At 59.6% G+C, this 15,126-nt stretch carries 14 protein-coding genes and 1 pseudogene; 8 read left to right on the top strand and 7 right to left on the bottom strand.

Features of this window, described 5'->3' with window-relative positions; translation table 11 throughout:
• Window positions 1-74: 74 nt before the first annotated feature.
• Both AC0L7L_RS16665 and AC0L7L_RS16660 read right to left on the bottom strand, forming a co-directional pair.
• Window positions 75-812, bottom strand: a complete 738-nt coding sequence (locus AC0L7L_RS16665; RefSeq protein WP_473510180.1) for a DUF1223 domain-containing protein — start codon at window positions 810-812, stop codon at window positions 75-77.
• A gap of 490 nt (window positions 813-1,302) precedes the next feature.
• On the bottom strand, window positions 1,303-2,388 hold the full coding sequence (locus tag AC0L7L_RS16660) for a Gfo/Idh/MocA family protein (RefSeq protein WP_272213149.1): 1,086 nt from the start codon (window positions 2,386-2,388) through the stop codon (window positions 1,303-1,305).
• Between the two features lie 140 nt (window positions 2,389-2,528).
• On the opposite strand from AC0L7L_RS16660, the gene AC0L7L_RS16655 reads away from it, so the two are divergent.
• Window positions 2,529-2,903: an ArsR/SmtB family transcription factor gene (locus AC0L7L_RS16655; RefSeq protein ID WP_272213148.1), complete on the top strand. Its 375-nt coding sequence runs from the start codon at window positions 2,529-2,531 to the stop codon at window positions 2,901-2,903.
• Window positions 2,893-3,423, top strand: coding sequence for an SRPBCC family protein (locus AC0L7L_RS16650; RefSeq protein WP_473510178.1), 531 nt, complete (start codon window positions 2,893-2,895; stop codon window positions 3,421-3,423). Before AC0L7L_RS16655 ends, AC0L7L_RS16650 begins: the two co-directional genes overlap by 11 nt.
• 109 nt (window positions 3,424-3,532) lie before the next feature.
• Here the strand turns inward: AC0L7L_RS16650 and acnA are convergent, their stop codons facing one another.
• Window positions 3,533-6,226, bottom strand: a complete 2,694-nt coding sequence (acnA, locus tag AC0L7L_RS16645; protein WP_473510176.1) for an aconitate hydratase AcnA — start codon at window positions 6,224-6,226, stop codon at window positions 3,533-3,535.
• A 285-nt stretch (window positions 6,227-6,511) separates the two neighbouring features.
• Between acnA and ccmA the strand changes: the two genes are divergently transcribed.
• The 5 genes and pseudogenes from ccmA to AC0L7L_RS16620 all read left to right on the top strand — a co-directional run bounded on the left by ccmA (window position 6,512) and on the right by AC0L7L_RS16620 (window position 9,357).
• Window positions 6,512-7,171 (top strand): heme ABC exporter ATP-binding protein CcmA, encoded by a 660-nt coding sequence (ccmA, locus tag AC0L7L_RS16640; protein ID WP_473513979.1) that lies wholly within the window; start codon window positions 6,512-6,514, stop codon window positions 7,169-7,171.
• Between the two features lie 3 nt (window positions 7,172-7,174).
• Window positions 7,175-7,833, top strand: a pseudogene (gene ccmB / locus AC0L7L_RS16635) (heme exporter protein CcmB).
• Window positions 7,834-7,871: 38 nt separating this feature from the next.
• A complete protein-coding gene (locus AC0L7L_RS16630; protein WP_272213142.1) occupies window positions 7,872-8,639 on the top strand; it encodes a heme ABC transporter permease in 768 nt (255 codons plus the stop codon).
• On the top strand, window positions 8,636-8,797 hold the full coding sequence (gene ccmD, locus AC0L7L_RS16625; RefSeq protein ID WP_272213141.1) for a heme exporter protein CcmD: 162 nt from the start codon (window positions 8,636-8,638) through the stop codon (window positions 8,795-8,797). The genes AC0L7L_RS16630 and ccmD overlap by 4 nt, the downstream gene beginning before the upstream one ends.
• Complete coding sequence (locus AC0L7L_RS16620) at window positions 8,794-9,357, top strand: DsbE family thiol:disulfide interchange protein (RefSeq protein WP_272213140.1); 564 nt, start codon at window positions 8,794-8,796, stop codon at window positions 9,355-9,357. The genes ccmD and AC0L7L_RS16620 overlap by 4 nt, the downstream gene beginning before the upstream one ends.
• Window positions 9,358-9,419: 62 nt before the next feature.
• On the opposite strand, the gene AC0L7L_RS16615 is transcribed toward AC0L7L_RS16620, so the two are convergent.
• From AC0L7L_RS16615 to dapF, 4 genes are all read right to left on the bottom strand, one after another.
• Window positions 9,420-10,073: a septation protein A gene (locus AC0L7L_RS16615; RefSeq protein WP_272213139.1), complete on the bottom strand. Its 654-nt coding sequence runs from the start codon at window positions 10,071-10,073 to the stop codon at window positions 9,420-9,422.
• A gap of 99 nt (window positions 10,074-10,172) precedes the next feature.
• Entirely contained in the window at window positions 10,173-11,546 is a 1,374-nt protein-coding gene (gene ftsY / locus AC0L7L_RS16610) for a signal recognition particle-docking protein FtsY (RefSeq protein WP_473510173.1), read from the bottom strand.
• Between the two features lie 74 nt (window positions 11,547-11,620).
• Window positions 11,621-12,883, bottom strand: a complete 1,263-nt coding sequence (mtaB, locus tag AC0L7L_RS16605; protein WP_473510171.1) for a tRNA (N(6)-L-threonylcarbamoyladenosine(37)-C(2))-methylthiotransferase MtaB — start codon at window positions 12,881-12,883, stop codon at window positions 11,621-11,623.
• Window positions 12,884-12,950: 67 nt separating this feature from the next.
• Entirely contained in the window at window positions 12,951-13,832 is an 882-nt protein-coding gene (gene dapF / locus AC0L7L_RS16600; protein WP_473513978.1) for a diaminopimelate epimerase, read from the bottom strand.
• A 373-nt stretch (window positions 13,833-14,205) separates the two neighbouring features.
• On the opposite strand from dapF, the gene AC0L7L_RS16595 reads away from it, so the two are divergent.
• Window positions 14,206-15,105: a DMT family transporter gene (locus AC0L7L_RS16595; protein ID WP_473510169.1), complete on the top strand. Its 900-nt coding sequence runs from the start codon at window positions 14,206-14,208 to the stop codon at window positions 15,103-15,105.
• Window positions 15,106-15,126: the final 21 nt, after the last annotated feature.

Genomic DNA, 15,126 nt, shown 5'->3' with positions numbered 1-15,126 from the left:
CATGGTAAAGAAGTTGTTAATCTTCGCGCTAAACTTACGGCCGGGAAGCCGTAAACACTGGTGTTTTCGGGCTTTCAGTCCGCGGTAATCTGGGATGCGCCGAGGATCGCGCCGGGTTGGCCATTGTTGTCGGTGGCTTGCAGAAGGATCGCGCATCCGTCGCTCTCGGCGGGGTCAAGCATGCGGGCCGGCAGGATGATGCGTGTCGGTTCGCCGTGCCACATGCCGACGGTCTGAACATCAGTGACGATATTGCGGTAGACGACTGTCTTGCCCTTGTTCTCGCCATCCTTGATGGCAACCTTTTCCTCGCCTTTAAAATAGACGACGAGAACATCGGCCTTGCCGGTTCCAGGGCCGATCTCGATCAGAACCTCATCGCCATTCATTGCCGTTTCAACGGAGACATTCAGACCTTTGTCTTCCTGCGCAAGGGTTTCGAGCACCTTGTCGAGTTCGCTGGCGCTGGTCCCGATCATCTGGGTGCGGCCGTTGAGGATCGCCTGTGGCGTGTAGACACCGCTGCGGCCCATCGCTTCTCCATAGGCATATTGTCGTTCGGTGTTATCTCGACTGCTCATCGTGTCGGTCCAGCCGAGATAGTTCCAGTAATCGACATGGTAGCTGAGAACGACGATGTCGCCCTCATCGGCAATTGTCGCGACCGCCTTGTCGGCAGGGGGGCATGAAGAGCAACCCTGCGAGGTGAAAAGCTCGAGTACGCCGCGCGGATTTTCGATTTGTCCGGCATGCGCCGTGGGGAAGGCGAAGACCACCAGTAAGGCGGTCGATATGATCGTCTGCTTCGGCACGGCGGGGACCTTCACCAGTTTGCAAGGGGCACGCTGTCCATCAGACAACGCTTATCAAACACAGCCGCCAATCTAGCCGTTTAGCACTTCAATCGAAAGTCACGATGGGTTGAAAAACACGTGTGTCGTTGGAAGGTCACTGTCTCTCCAACCTAAAAGGCAGCCGCCTCGGAGACGATCGCCAGACCGCACACAGGCAATCTCGGTTGAGCAACGAATAAGTGAGCGGCGTAACCGGAAGTCCCAGAAAGGCGGAGGAAAATGGCACCAGGTCCAGATCCGGTGTCGTTGCGCCTGCATCACTTTGGCAAGCGGCAGGACGACCGTGCCGACAGGATTGCAGAACAGATAAGGAGAGCCGTTTGCGGGAAGGGTGGTCAATGAAGTGCACCAAGGGCATGGTTTTTTCCATGCCCTTGCGGTCTTTCCGGTCTCAATTGTGAAAGGTCTGCAATTTACCGGGCTCAAGCCAATTGCTAGCCGCCCTGCGTCAGGACGCAGACCTGGCCCAGGGTTGAGACTTGGTTGCTACCGGCGCCCTGCCTTCAGCGGCTTTCGCCATCATGTCCGCAAGATAACAATCCTGTGCGGCCTCGGCGAAGCTATATGACGACTGGCCCGTCTCGACGAATGTGTGCATGTTCGCAAGGCAGGTCGCGACAGCGATCTCATCGTCTGTGAGATGAGGGCCGGCAAAAGGATTGCGGTAGATCCAGCGCTCACCAACCATGATGCCAACGTGGCTGTAGCCCTCGAAATTCATGAAATGGCCGGTGTCCTTGCGCAGCAACGGAACCGAGATGGGCGTTCTCTCATCAATCAGATAGTCGGTCCGTTCCGGTGTGATCTCGCCACGCTCGCCACGGACCGTCACGCGTGGTTCGCGGATCCGGCTTCTGTGTTGGCTTTCGGCAAAGTCATAAATGCCAATCCGGTCACCGAAGTCGAACGTGCCGATCATCTGTTCCGAGGGGATGATCTCATAGCGATCAGGCTGCTCATAGCGTCCAGGTCCTTTTACCATGGGCAGCGCTATACGGTTTGCGGAGATCGTTGCGTTCTCGAAGCCAATGCCGAGCAGTTTCCGCATCAGGCTGACGCCGTGATAGGTCTGGATGATCGAAATGTGTGCGTAGCTCGGCGTGCCGATCCGTCCCTCGGCAATCAGGTTGCGCATTGCGGTCAATACGGGGTGAAGGAAATACTGTTCGGCAACCTCGATGCGCGCGCCCTGTTCCACAAGGGCATGAACTTTCAACAATCCGTCATGGTCGGCGGCTGGCGGGGTTTCGGTGAGGATCGGTATATCGGCGGCGGCAAATTCAGAAATCCGGTTGAGCGTTTCTTCGCGGGGCACCGACAAGACTGCAAATGCGGGGTGGGTCGCTTTCAGCAGCGCGTCAGTCGAGTTGAAGACCGGCACATTCCACTGCGTGGAAAATGCAGCGCGTTCATCTGCCGTTCTCGTGGAAACAACGCCAAGCACCTGAAAGCGCTCTGGTAACGCGGCTGCCACCCGCAGGAAAAACTGTGCCCGCCAGCCGGTTCCGACGATCACAAATGGATAGGGTGCCATGGCTTGCGCCTCCTCAATGCCTGATAGAGCACTCCTTAACGCATCGGCCCGAGAAGTGAAATTTCTTCGCCTTGTATAGGGCGAGAAATATATTCAACAAAATGGTTGACTATTGATGCGGCGGGATTATATTCAGCCTTATGGTTGAATATAACGCACAACAACTCGATCAGGTTTTTCACGCACTTGGAGATGCGACGCGTCGACAGATGCTTGCGCGTCTTGCCGGCGGCGAGCACACCGTGAGCGAACTTGCCGAACCCTTTTCAATGTCGCTGGCTGCGGCTTCGAAGCACATCAAGGCCCTGGAAAGGGCAGGGCTCATCCGCCGCGAGGTCGTTGGACGGGTTCACACATGCAGGCTTGAGCCGGGGCCGCTCGCGAGCGCGCATCACTGGTTACGCCATTACGAAAGCTTCTGGGCCGGTCGCCTCGATACATTGGAGACATTGCTGCACGCAGAAGATCAACACGACACGACTGACCCGGAAAAGGAGACGAGCAATGACAGGTAATGCTGATCCATATGCGGCCTTGATCGAACCCGCGACATTAAAGATAGAGCGGCTGCTGCCCGGTCCGGTGGAGCGCGTCTGGGCCTATCTGATCGAAAGCGACAAGCGACGTCAGTGGTTGGCCGCAGGCGATATGGTCCCGCAAGCAGGGACGCCTTTCGAACTCGTATGGCGCAATGATGAATTGGGTGAAGATCCGCAAGACAAAGCTGGTCATACTGGCGAAGTAAACCGCATGGAAAGCCACATTATCGAACTGCATGCGCCCTATCGCCTTGTTTTCGCGTGGGGAGAGCATGGCGAGGTCGCAATCGACCTGGAGCCAAAAGGCGCCAATGTGCTTCTGACGCTGGTCCACACGCGCATTTCCGATCGCAGGAACAAGGTGGATATCAGCGCTGGTTGGCACCGGCATCTCGATATTCTCGTCGCGCGCCTTTCGGGCAAAAAATCCGGACCATTCTGGCCGCAATGGCGGGTGCTGAGAGACGAATACGAACGGCGCGTGCCGCAGGCGTAAGTCTTTTCGATTTAACAACACCAAAAACGCGCCGGACAATTTCTCGTCCGGCGCGTTTTTTATCTTTGACACCCAGGTGCAACCGAGGTGCACCTAAAAAGCGTTTCGCCTATTCAGCCAGATCGCGCAGAACGGTCTGCAGGATGCCGCCATTGTTGACGTAGGTGAGCTCGTCCAGCGTGTCGATGCGGCAGAGGATCGGGATATCCTTCACCGTGCCGTCAGCAAAGGTCACCTTGGCGATCTTCTTCTCACGCGGCTTGATGTCGGCAAGACCATCGATGGAGACGGTTTCCTCACCCTTCAGGCCGAGGCTTTCCCAGCTTGCACCGTCTTCAAAGGTGAAGGGGATAACGCCCATGCCAACCAGGTTGGAGCGGTGGATACGCTCGTAGCTTTCGGCAATCACGGCGCGGACACCGAGAAGGTTGGTGCCCTTGGCCGCCCAGTCACGCGAGGAGCCGTTGCCATATTCGCCACCGGCAAAGATCACCAGCGGAACGCCTTCCTTCTTGTATTCCATGGCCGCATCGAAAATCGACATCTCTTCCTTGGACGGATAGTGGATGGTGTAGCCACCTTCCTTGCCGTTCGGGCCGAGCATATGGTTGCGGATGCGGATATTGGCAAACGTGCCGCGCATCATCACCTCGTGGTTACCACGACGGGTACCGTACTGGTTGAAATCCGCAATACCGACGCCGTTGGCGATCAGGTATTCACCGGCCGGTGACTGAGCCTTGATGGAGCCCGCCGGAGAAATGTGGTCGGTGGTGATCTTGTCGCCGAAGAGACCGAGAACCCGTGCACCTTCGATATCCTTGACGCCAGCCGGTTCCTGGGTCATGCCAACGAAGTAAGGCGGGTTTTGGACGTAGGTCGAGTGGTCGTCCCAGGCATAGGTCTGACCATCGGGGATCTGAACGGCCTGCCAGTTTTCATCGCCTTTGAACACGTCTGCATATTTCGATTCGTAAAGTTCGCGGGTGACGTATTTTTCGATGAACTCCTGAACTTCCTTCGAAGAGGGCCAGATGTCCTTGAGGTAGACCGGATTACCGGCCTGATCTTCACCGATCGGCTCGGTGGTCAGGTCCTTGGTAACGGTGCCCGCCAGAGCATGGGCAACGACCAGCGGCGGGGACGCCAGATAATTGGCCTGAACATCCGGCGAGATCCGGCCTTCAAAGTTGCGGTTGCCCGAAAGAACGCCAGCGGCGATCAGGCCCTTGTCGTTGATGGTCTTGGAGACCGGGGCCGGAAGCGGACCGGAATTGCCGATGCAGGTGGTGCAGCCGAAGCCGACCAGGTTGAAGCCGAGTGCATCCAGATCCTTCTGAAGGCCAGCCTTTTCCAGATATTCGGCAACGACCTGTGATCCGGGTGCCAGTGACGTCTTGACCCACGGCTTGGACTTCAGTCCCTTGGCAACGGCGTTGCGGGCCAGAAGACCGGCAGCAATCAGAACTGACGGGTTGGACGTGTTGGTGCAGGATGTGATGGCGGCAATGGCGACATCGCCATGACCGAGATCGTAATCCGTGCCTTCAACCGGGTAACGCTTGCCATATTCCGAAGCGTCCTTCTTGTACATGTCCGTCAGCGCATCCTTGTAGCCGGATGCGATGTTTTCCAGCGCGATGCGACCTTCCGGACGCTTCGGGCCGGCCATCGACGGCACGACGTCGCCGAGGTCGAGTTCCAACGTGTCGGTGAAGACCAGGTCTTCGCCATCATTGTCGCGGAACATGCCCTGCGCCTTGGAGTAGGCCTCGACCAGCGCAATCCGGTCCTTGGCCCGGCCCGACATGTTGAGGTATCGCAGCGTTTCGCCATCGACGGGGAAGAAGCCGCAAGTGGCGCCGTATTCGGGACCCATATTACCGATGGTGGCGCGGTCGGCGAGTGTCATGCTGTCGAGGCCGTGGCCGTAGAACTCGACGAACTTGGAGACAACGCCCTTTTTACGCAGCATCTGAACGACGGTCAGAACCAGGTCGGTCGCGGTCACGCCTTCCTTCAGCTCGCCGGTCAGCTTGAAGCCGATGACTTCCGGCAACAGCATCGAGACCGGCTGGCCAAGCATCGCGGCTTCGGCTTCGATGCCGCCAACGCCCCAGCCGAGAACGCCGAGGCCGTTGATCATCGTGGTGTGACTATCGGTACCGACGCAGGTGTCGGGATAGGCCACTTCACTCCCGTCCTCTTCCTTGGTCCAGACGGTCTGGCCGAGATATTCGAGGTTCACCTGGTGACAGATACCGGTGCCGGGCGGCACAACGCGGAAGTTCTTGAACGCCTGCTGGCCCCATTTCAGGAAGCGGTAGCGTTCGCCGTTGCGCTTGTACTCAAGCTCGACATTGTTGGCGAAGGCCTGCGGCGTGCCGAATTCGTCGACGATCACCGAGTGGTCGATGACGAGGTCGACGGGCACCAGCGGATTGATCTTTTCCGGGTCGCCACCGAGATTGACGATGCCGTCGCGCATGGCGGCGAGGTCGACAACGGCTGGAACGCCGGTGAAGTCCTGCATCAGCACGCGGGCCGGACGGTAAGCGATTTCAGCGCCAGCCGTACCCTTGTCGTTCAGCCACTTGGCGACAGCAATGATGTCGTCTTTCTTGACCGAACGGCCGTCTTCGTTGCGCAGAAGGTTTTCGAGAAGCACCTTCATGGAGAAAGGAAGCCTGGAAACGCCTTCGAGACCGTTCGCTTCAGCCTTTGGAAGGCTGTAGTAAACATACTCTTTTCCGTCCACATCAAGTGTGGAACGACATTCAAAACTGTCGAGTGATTTAGCCACGGATAAACCCCGCTCATTCTGATTGGCCAAGACTAGCCGTGCGAACGCCTATGTACTTACGACATCAGGATGCGGGTGCGACCATTTCCGCTGTCCGCACGTGGGGCCGGCAAAGACCCCAAGTTCGGCACAAGGATGTGTTTCACGCCGGCCGCCGGCGTGGTTGCGCATTGTATAGATAATTTCTAAGAAAGGTGCCAGATAAACAATGGTTGAAATTTAAGTTTTTTTATCAACCGGCAAGTTTTGCAGTCAACGGCGTCAGTCTGAGGGGAGATTATGGCTTTGCGCATTGAGGCGACAGGGCTATCGATAAGCCGGGGCGACATGCTGATCTTCAGCGATTTGTCGCTTGTCCTCGAAGCCGGCGAGAGCATGGTCTTCACCGGGGCCAACGGCGCCGGCAAGTCAACCGCGTTGCGCGCGCTTCTGGGTCTTGCAGGCGATACCGGCGGCGATGCGATGTTTTTTGCCGGCAACGGCGAAAACGGCGTGCCGCTTTCCTTTGCCGCCCATTATCTCGCCCACCAGAACGCCATGAAACCGGAGATGAGCGCGCGCGAAAATCTTGCCTTCTGGAAGCGGATGATGGGCGATTTTGAGGGCGGTGCGGGCTGTGATGCCGATGATGCGGCCGAAGCTGTCGGGCTTGAGGGCGTGCTCGACCTGCCCTTTGGTTATCTGTCGGCGGGGCAGAAACGCCGCATCGCTTTTGCCCGCCTTCTGGTTGCCTACAGGCCGGTCTGGCTGCTGGACGAGCCGACTGCCGCGCTCGACAGCTTGGCCAGGGAGACGGTCTCGATGCTGATGAATGCACATCTCGCCAAAGGCGGGATCGTGATTGCTGCCACCCACGAACCGCTGGGGCTTTCCGCCGCGCGAAAATACGCATTCACTGGACCGGAGCGCATCAGCGCCGACCCTTTTCTGGCCGAGGATTTTTGAGGCATGGGTGCGCTTTTCCGCCGCGATGTCGTGTTGTCGATCCGGGCCGGTGGCGGTGCGCTGGTTGGGCTGCTGTTCTTTCTTTGCGTTGTTGCCACCGTGCCCTTCGGCGTCGGACCGGACCTTGCGCTTCTGGCGCGGATCGGCCCGGCCATGGTCTGGATCGCCGTGCTTTTATCGACGCTGATCGGGCTGGACCGGCTGTTTCGCACCGAGCGCGATGACGGTTCACTGGATATTCTGAAGATGCAAGATGAGCCGTTGGTGCTGATCGTACTCGTCAAATGCCTGGCGCACTGGACCGCCTATGTGCTGCCGCTTGTCATTCTCTCGCCGGTCATGGGGCTTTTGATGAATGTCGGCCCGCGCGGGCTTGGCGCGGCTTTCCTCACGCTTCTTGCCGGCTCGCCCGCCATCACCTTCATCGGTGCGGCGGGAGCGGCGATTGCGGTTTCGCTGCCGCGCGGCGGGCTGCTGGTGCCGATCCTGATCCTGCCGCTGTCGATCCCGGTGCTGATTTTCGGCGTCGGTGCGAGCTATGCCGCAACCTCGCAGATTGAGGCGTTCATGCCACCCTTCCTGATCCTGGTCGCGCTCACGCTTTTTTTGCGGTTGTCGGGCCGCTCGCTGCAAGCCTGGCCTTGCGTCAGGGCGATGATTGAGCGAAACCCTCTAGGAAAATGGTGAACGGATTGCGGCGATGAACGAGATGAAGCCAAAGACCGGCGTGATAGCGGGGCTTGCGAACCCGACGCGTTTTCTGTCCCTTTCCGGCCGTCTTATGCCGTTCATGATCGCGGTTACGCTGATCCTGTTTGCCGCAGGGCTCTATCTCTCCTTCATATCCGAGGCCGATTACCAGCAGGGCAATACGGTGCGGATCATGTATATCCATGTGCCCGCTGCCTGGCTTTCGATGATGTGCTACATGGTGATGGCGGTGGCCGCACTCGGCACGCTGGTCTGGCGCCACCCATTGGCCGATGTCGCCCACAAGTCCGCAGCCCCCATCGGCGCGGCGTTCACCTTTCTGGCGCTTCTGACCGGCTCGCTCTGGGGCAAGCCGATGTGGGGCGCATGGTGGGTCTGGGATGCGCGATTGACCTCGGTGTTCATCCTGTTCCTGATGTATCTCGGCATCATTGCGCTCAACCGGGCGGTGGACGAGCCGCAGCGCGCAGCCCGGCTATCGGCGATCCTGATTCTCGTCGGCGTTATCAATATCCCGATCATCAAGTTTTCGGTCGACTGGTGGAACACGCTGCATCAGCCGGCCAGCGTGATCCGGCTTGACGGGCCGACGATTGATCCGGTGTTCCTGTGGCCGCTGGCCGTCATGGCGCTAGCCTACACTTTCGCCTTCTTCACAATGCATATTGCCGCCATGCGCAACGAAATCTACCGTCGACGGGTCGCCGCCATGCGCCGGGTCGCCGCCACGCGCGCGGAGAAGGGGATGCAATCATGAGCCACACATTCTTCATCACCACCGCCTACGGCGCGACCGCGCTGGTCTTTGCCGGGCTTGTCGTCTGGCTTGTGCTGGATGGGCGGGCGCGTAAACGCGAGCTTGCCGCACTTGAAAAGGCAGGCGCCAGACGGCGCAGCGCGGGAAAGGCCCCATGAGCGGGGACAGCGACGAAAAACAGGGGTCGGGCAGGCGCCGCGCCTTGATGGCATTCATACCGCTGATCGTTGTCGCCGGCCTGTTCGCGGTGTTCGGCTGGCAGATCCTTTTCGGTCGCGATCCGTCGGAAATCCCCTCGGTTCTGATTGGAAAACCGGCCCCTGAACTCAACCTGCCGCCGCTTGAAGGCAGCAACCGCCCGGCGCTGAGCGATGCCGAGATCGCGGGCAAGTTCACGCTCGTCAATGTGTTTGCGTCCTGGTGCGTGCCCTGCCGGCAGGAGCATCCGTTTTTGATGCAGCTTTCCGAAGATCCAGAAATCAACGTTGTCGGCATCAACTACAAGGACAATCCCGATAACGCGCTCAGGTTTTTGGGAGAGCTCGGCAACCCTTATGACGCAATCGGTGTCGACAAGCGTGGGGTCGCGGCCATCGACTGGGGCGTCTACGGAATTCCAGAAACCTTTGTGGTCGGCCCCGATGGCACGATCATCTTCAAGAAGGTCGGCCCGATCGATCTCGACGTCCTACGCCAAGGAAATCCTGCCGGTTATTAACCGCACGATCGGCCCGGCGTCACGGTTAATGAACTGACGGCGCAAGCGGGCTCATCGTCCTCTCAGCCCTCGTCCTTTTTCTCTTCCCCGAGCGGTTCGGTCGAGTGGCGCATAATCAGCGGCATCTGCGCCAGCGTGAAGGCGATGGTGATCGGCATGGTTGCCCAGACCTTGAAATTGACCCAGGTATCTGCCGAAAAATTGCGCCAGACCACTTCGTTGAGGATCGCCAGAAACACGAAGAACAGACCCCAGCGGAACGTCAGTTTGCGCCAGCCCTCGTCATCCAGTTTGAAGGCCGAGTGAAACACATAGCCGAGCAGCGAACGGCCGAACACCAGCCCGCCGAGAAGCACGGCGGCAAACAGACCGTTTACGATAGTCGGCTTCATCTTGATGAAGGTCTCGTCTTGCAGCCAGATCGACAACGCGCCGAAAACCATCACGACAACGCCAGAGACCAGCGGCATGATCGGTACCTTGCCCATCACGATCCGCGAGGCGATCAGCGAGATCACCGTTGCGGCCATGAACAGCGCTGTCGCCACCAGAAGCGGCGTTCCGAGGGCGGAAAGGGCGGGGAAGGTTCGCATCAGCCATTCGCCGCGCAGATTGGCGAAGAAGAAGATCATCAGCGGTCCGAGCTCGAAAACAAGCTTCAGCACCGGCTCTTCCTTCTGCTCGGTCGTCGGTTTCTTCGGGCTGCTGTCGCTCATGCTCTGTCGCTTCTCATGGGTGGGGTCGTCGGCTCATATCATATGGGGGCGACGTCCCTTCAACCCCAATAACGGCTATTTTGCGGGCAGGCCCGCTGTTCAGGCTTCTTCGTCTTCGGTCGTCCCGGCGATGGCTTCGGCAAACTCCGCCGCTTCGAAGGGTTCCAGATCGTCGATCCCTTCGCCGACGCCGATGAAATAGACCGGCAATTTGTGCTTGGCGGCGATTGCCACCAGAATGCCGCCGCGCGCCGTGCCGTCGAGCTTGGTCATCACAAGACCGGAAACGCCTGCAATATTGCGGAAGATTTCCACCTGATTCAGGGCGTTCTGGCCGGTGGTGGCATCAAGCGTTTGCAGCACGGTATGGGGGGCTTCGGGGTCAAGCTTTCCAAGAACGCGGACGATCTTGGCCAGTTCTTCCATCAGCTCGGCCTTGTTTTGAAGCCGTCCGGCCGTGTCGATGATGACAACATCGGAGCCGTTTTCCTGACCGCGTTTGAAGGCATCATAGGCAAGGCCAGCGGCATCGGCGCCAAGCTTGGTGCCGACGAATTCGGCGCCGGTGCGGTCAGCCCAGATCTTCAGCTGTTCGATCGCTGCCGCACGGAACGTGTCGCCCGCGCCAAGCGTCACCTTCAGGCCCGAGCGTGTCAGCTTGGCGGCAAGCTTGCCGATCGTCGTGGTCTTGCCGGTGCCATTGACGCCGACAACGAGGATGACATGCGGCTTTTTGGAAAGATCGAGCGCCAGCGGTTTTGCCACCGGGCCCAGAACCTTGGTGATTTCACCGGCCATGATCCGGGAAACGTCGGTGCCGGTCACATCGCGGCCATAGCGTTCCGATGACAGCGCGTCGGTGATGCGCATCGCGGTCTCGACGCCGAGATCGGCCTGGATCAGCAGGTCTTCCAGCTCCTCCAGCGCTTCCTCGTCAAGCTTGCGCTTGGTGAACAGCGCTGCGATCTGCCCGGAAAGCTGCTGGGAGGTGCGAAACAGGCCGGCCTTCAGCCGTTGGAACCAGGAAAGCCGCTTGGCCGGCTGCGGCGCCGGGGCTTCCGGCTTTGGGCCGCTGGTGATCTCGAAACCATGGTTTTTGGGCGCAGCAGGTGCGGGTTCGTCCACTTGCGGAGGTTCTTCCGCCGGTGCCTCAGCGGCAGTTTCGTCAACCGCAAGCGGCGCTTCGGGCGCGTTGGCCTCATGGGCGACGGGCGTTTCTTCGGCTTGTTCCGGCTGTTCGTGAGACCGACCGACAACGCCGCCGACAATGCTGTCATCGTCCCAAGGGTCGTTGCTTTCTGCGTCCCTGACCGCTTCGGTGGGCTGTTTGGGTTCTGGCTTTTCCTGCTCAGGCTGCTCCGGTTCCGCTGTTGCAGCTGTTTCGGCCTCTTCTTCAGGCGTTACGGCCTGTTCCTCCTTCGGCGCTTCCTTTTTGCCGAAGGTGAAGACGTTTTTCATGAAGCCGAGGGCCATGGGAATAATTTCCTGTTCTTGCCGTTTGCCGTTCTTTATCCCGTGCCACGGCGTGCCTTGTCAACGCGCCGGGCTCAGGCGTTTGCGAATGCCGCCTGAAGCCGTTTGCCGTCATGGGCGGTAATGTGAGCCGAGACAAAATGGCCGGGTTCAAGCCCCGGTGTTGCCACGGCTGCGAAATTCTCCGTATGGCCGTTTTCGCCGCGCTCTGTCAGCACGCTCTGGGTTGTGCCGACCAGCCCGTCGAGATGGTTTGTCTTCAGGCGTTCGCCGGCATCGCGCAGGCGTCTTGCCCGTTCCTTCACCAGCGCGCGGTCAAGCTGCGGCATGCGGGCGGCCGGCGTGCCGGGGCGTGGGCTGTAGGGGAAGACGTGAAGCATCGCGATTTCCGCTTCCTCGGCCAGCCTCACGGTGTTTTGAAAATGCTCTTCGGTTTCGGTCGGGAAACCGGCGATGAAATCCGCGCCGAAGGCCATATCGGGCCTCAGCCGTCTGGCCTTGCGCATGAAGGCGAGCGCGTCGTCGCCCGAATGTCGCCGCTTCATCCGCTTAAGGATCAGATTGTCGCCATGCTGCAGCGACAGATGCAGATGCGGCATAAAACGCGGCTCATCGGCAATCAGATCGAGAAGGTGCCGGTCGACCTCGATACTGTCGATGGAAGACAGTCTGAGGCGCGCAATCTCCGGCACTTGTTTCAACAGCGTCTTTGCAAGAAGGCCCAGTGTCGGTTCGCCGGGCAGGTCAGCGCCATAAGAGGTGGCGTCGACCCCGGTCAGCACCATTTCGCGATAGCCTTGCGCTGCCAGCTTTCGGGCCTGCTCGACCACCGCACCCATCGGCACGGATCGGGAGTTGCCGCGGCCGTAGGGAATGATGCAGAAGGTGCAGCGGTGGTCGCAGCCGTTTTGCACCTGCAGAAAGGCACGCACATGGCCGTCGATGCTTTCGACCATCTGCGGCGCGGTTTCGGTCACGCTCATGATGTCGTTAACGACGATTTTTTCTTCTGCCGAGACGCCGAAATCCGGCAGGGCGCGATAGCTTTGCGCCGCGAGCTTTTCTGCGTTGCCCAGCACTGCGTCGACCTCGGCCATGTTGGCGAAAGTGTCCTTCTCCGTCTGTGCGGCGCAACCGGTGACGATGATGCGCGCTTCGGGGTTTTCGCGCCGTGCCCGGCGGATCGCCTGGCGCGCCTGACGCACGGCCTCGCCGGTGACCGCGCAGGTGTTCACCAGAACGGCATTGCCAAGGCCGGCCTCTTGCGCCGCCTTGAGCATCACTTCGCTCTCATAGGTGTTCAGCCTGCAGCCGAATGTCAGGGTTTTCAGGGTCATCGTTCTGCCGCATGTTCAATGAAGCCCGCTATATGGCGCAAGATGCCGCCGTTTGAAAGGGCCGTACTCAGTCCTGACGTTCCCACTTCCCCGTTGCCGGATCCACCCGGCCTGACCATTCATATGTCGCAGGCCCGGTCATGACCACGTGGTCGTCATCTTCACGCCAGTCGATCTCAAGCGCGCCGGCCGGCAGATAGACCGTGACCTTGCGACCGGTGCGACCGGTGCGGGCGGCGGAGACAGCGGCGGCGCAGGCCGCTGAGCCACATGCAAGGGTAAGCCCTGCACCGCGCTCAAAAGTCTTCAGCGACAGCGAGGTGGGCGAGGTGACCTGCGCCAGCGAGATGTTGGCGCGCTCGGGAAACAGCGGATGGTGCTCGTAGCGCGGGCCGAAGGCCAGAATGTTGTAGCTGTCGACATCGCGCGGCACGAAAAAGACGGCGTGCGGATTGCCCATGGAGGCCGCTGAAAACCGCTGCAGCGCCGGGTCGGCCTCGTGCGGTTCGGGAAGCGCGATATGCGTGGTGTCCGCCGCAGGGCCTGCAAGCGGGATCTTTTCCCAGTCGAACACCGGGGCGCCCATGTCGACGGAAATCAGCGTATCGGAGAGCCGTTCGGCGAAAAGCGCGCCGGCAATTGTGCGGAAGGCAAAACGGTTCTTGTCGGTCTCGCGGGTGAGATAATCGACCACGCAGCGCGTGCCATTGCCGCAGGCCTGCGCCATAGAACCGTCGGAATTCAGAATGTCGATCCAGCCATCCGGTGCATCCGCGCGGGCGTCGTAAAGTGCCATGATCTGGTCGAATTCGGTGTCGGGATGGGCATTGAGGCGGATGGCGGCCTCCGGTGTCACCGTGTCGGCACGTCCGCGCATGTCAATGACAAGGATCTTGTTGCCAAGTCCGTTCATACGCTCCAAGCGCGCCATGGTGTTGCTGTCGGCCATCATTGATAAGGCTCCGTCATCTGACTGCATCTGCCGACTTTATATGGGCTAAAGGCGCAGTCGTCACCAGCCTGCGGCAATGCCGCGCACCAAAAAACACGTTACCGGGAACGTTTGACGCCCGCGGCGGCCTTTGCCTCGGCCATGATCATGTGTAATGTCGCGAAATTCCTCCCTGACGGCCGTGAACGTTTCGTTCGCATTTTGCGTTTTTGAAATGGGCTGCCGTCCGCCATGGATCGGTCAAGCGCCGCGCCATGGCTCTCGAAAGTTCTGAAACGATGCTATTTCCCTATTTCGCTGCGATGGTGACCGGATTACCGGTCTGCCGGTGCGCCGCCGTTGTTGATCCGTGCCTCAGCGGAGCAGATACATGAAGCTGTCCGGTGCTGTTCTCGCCTTCGGCGCTGTCTCGATCTTTGCGGTCCAGGATGCGATCTCTCGCCATCTTGGCCCGCTCTATTCGCCGTTTTTTATCGCAATGGTGCGTTTCTGGGCCTTTGGCCTGTTCGCGATCATACTGGCGTCGCGTGCCACCGGTGGCTTCAAAAAGGGTGCCGGTACAGCGCATCCGTTGCTGCAGATCTGGCGCTCGTTCCTGCTGGTGGCGCAGATTCTGGTCTCGATCCTGTCATTCACCCTTGTCGGACTTGCCCAGAGCCAGGCGATCTTCATGGCCGCCCCGCTTGTCGTGGCGTTGCTGTCGGTGCCGCTTCTGGGAGAGCGCGTCGGCTGGCGTCGCTGGCTTGCGATCATTGTCGGCCTGTTCGGCGTCCTGATCGTCATCGATCCGTTGGGTGAGGAGTTCAGTCTGGTAACCCTTGTGCCTGTCGGCTGCTGCTTCACCTTTGCGCTTTATTCGCTCTATACGCGCCTTGCCGGTCGATACGATGCGCCGGAGGTCAGCCTGTTTTATACCGGCGTGGTCGGCATGGTACTGACCAGTCTTGTCGGTCCGTTCTTCTGGGAAGAGGTGCCGCTTGCAGACTGGGGTTGGCTTGTCGCTCTCTGCTTTACCGGCATTTCCGGGCATTATCTGCTGATCCGCGCGCTGGTCGTAACCGAAGCGGTCACTGTGCAGACCATCACCTATCTGCAGCTCATCTATGGCTCACTGTTCGGAGTGCTGGTCTTTGGCGAGCGGTTGACGGTGCATATGATCGCCGGCGCGCTTGTCGTCGTCGGGGCGGGCGTCTTCACCATATGGCGTGAGCATGCTCTGAAAAAGCGGCAGGGCGCATCCTCGACGGAGGCCTCGCTGGTTGGCCGCTGACGCCACTGGCAAGATTAATAC

The sequence above is a fragment of the Martelella sp. K41-7 genome, from assembly GCF_055808365.1.
Note: the sequence above shows the minus strand (reverse complement) of the source record. Positions and strands in the feature narration are given on the sequence as shown.

Coding starts and splice junctions, on each gene's coding strand:
- AC0L7L_RS16660 (WP_272213149.1), bottom strand. CDS start 2,388: ATGGCACCCTATCCATTTGTGATCGTCGGAACCGGCTGGCGGGCACAG.
- AC0L7L_RS16655 (WP_272213148.1), top strand. CDS start 2,529: ATGGTTGAATATAACGCACAACAACTCGATCAGGTTTTTCACGCACTT.
- AC0L7L_RS16650 (WP_473510178.1), top strand. CDS start 2,893: ATGACAGGTAATGCTGATCCATATGCGGCCTTGATCGAACCCGCGACA.
- AC0L7L_RS16630 (WP_272213142.1), top strand. CDS start 7,872: ATGAACGAGATGAAGCCAAAGACCGGCGTGATAGCGGGGCTTGCGAAC.
- ccmD (WP_272213141.1), top strand. CDS start 8,636: ATGAGCCACACATTCTTCATCACCACCGCCTACGGCGCGACCGCGCTG.
- AC0L7L_RS16620 (WP_272213140.1), top strand. CDS start 8,794: ATGAGCGGGGACAGCGACGAAAAACAGGGGTCGGGCAGGCGCCGCGCC.
- AC0L7L_RS16615 (WP_272213139.1), bottom strand. CDS start 10,073: ATGAGCGACAGCAGCCCGAAGAAACCGACGACCGAGCAGAAGGAAGAG.
- ftsY (WP_473510173.1), bottom strand. CDS start 11,546: ATGGCCCTCGGCTTCATGAAAAACGTCTTCACCTTCGGCAAAAAGGAA.
- mtaB (WP_473510171.1), bottom strand. CDS start 12,883: ATGACCCTGAAAACCCTGACATTCGGCTGCAGGCTGAACACCTATGAG.
- dapF (WP_473513978.1), bottom strand. CDS start 13,832: ATGGCCGACAGCAACACCATGGCGCGCTTGGAGCGTATGAACGGACTT.
- AC0L7L_RS16595 (WP_473510169.1), top strand. CDS start 14,206: ATGAAGCTGTCCGGTGCTGTTCTCGCCTTCGGCGCTGTCTCGATCTTT.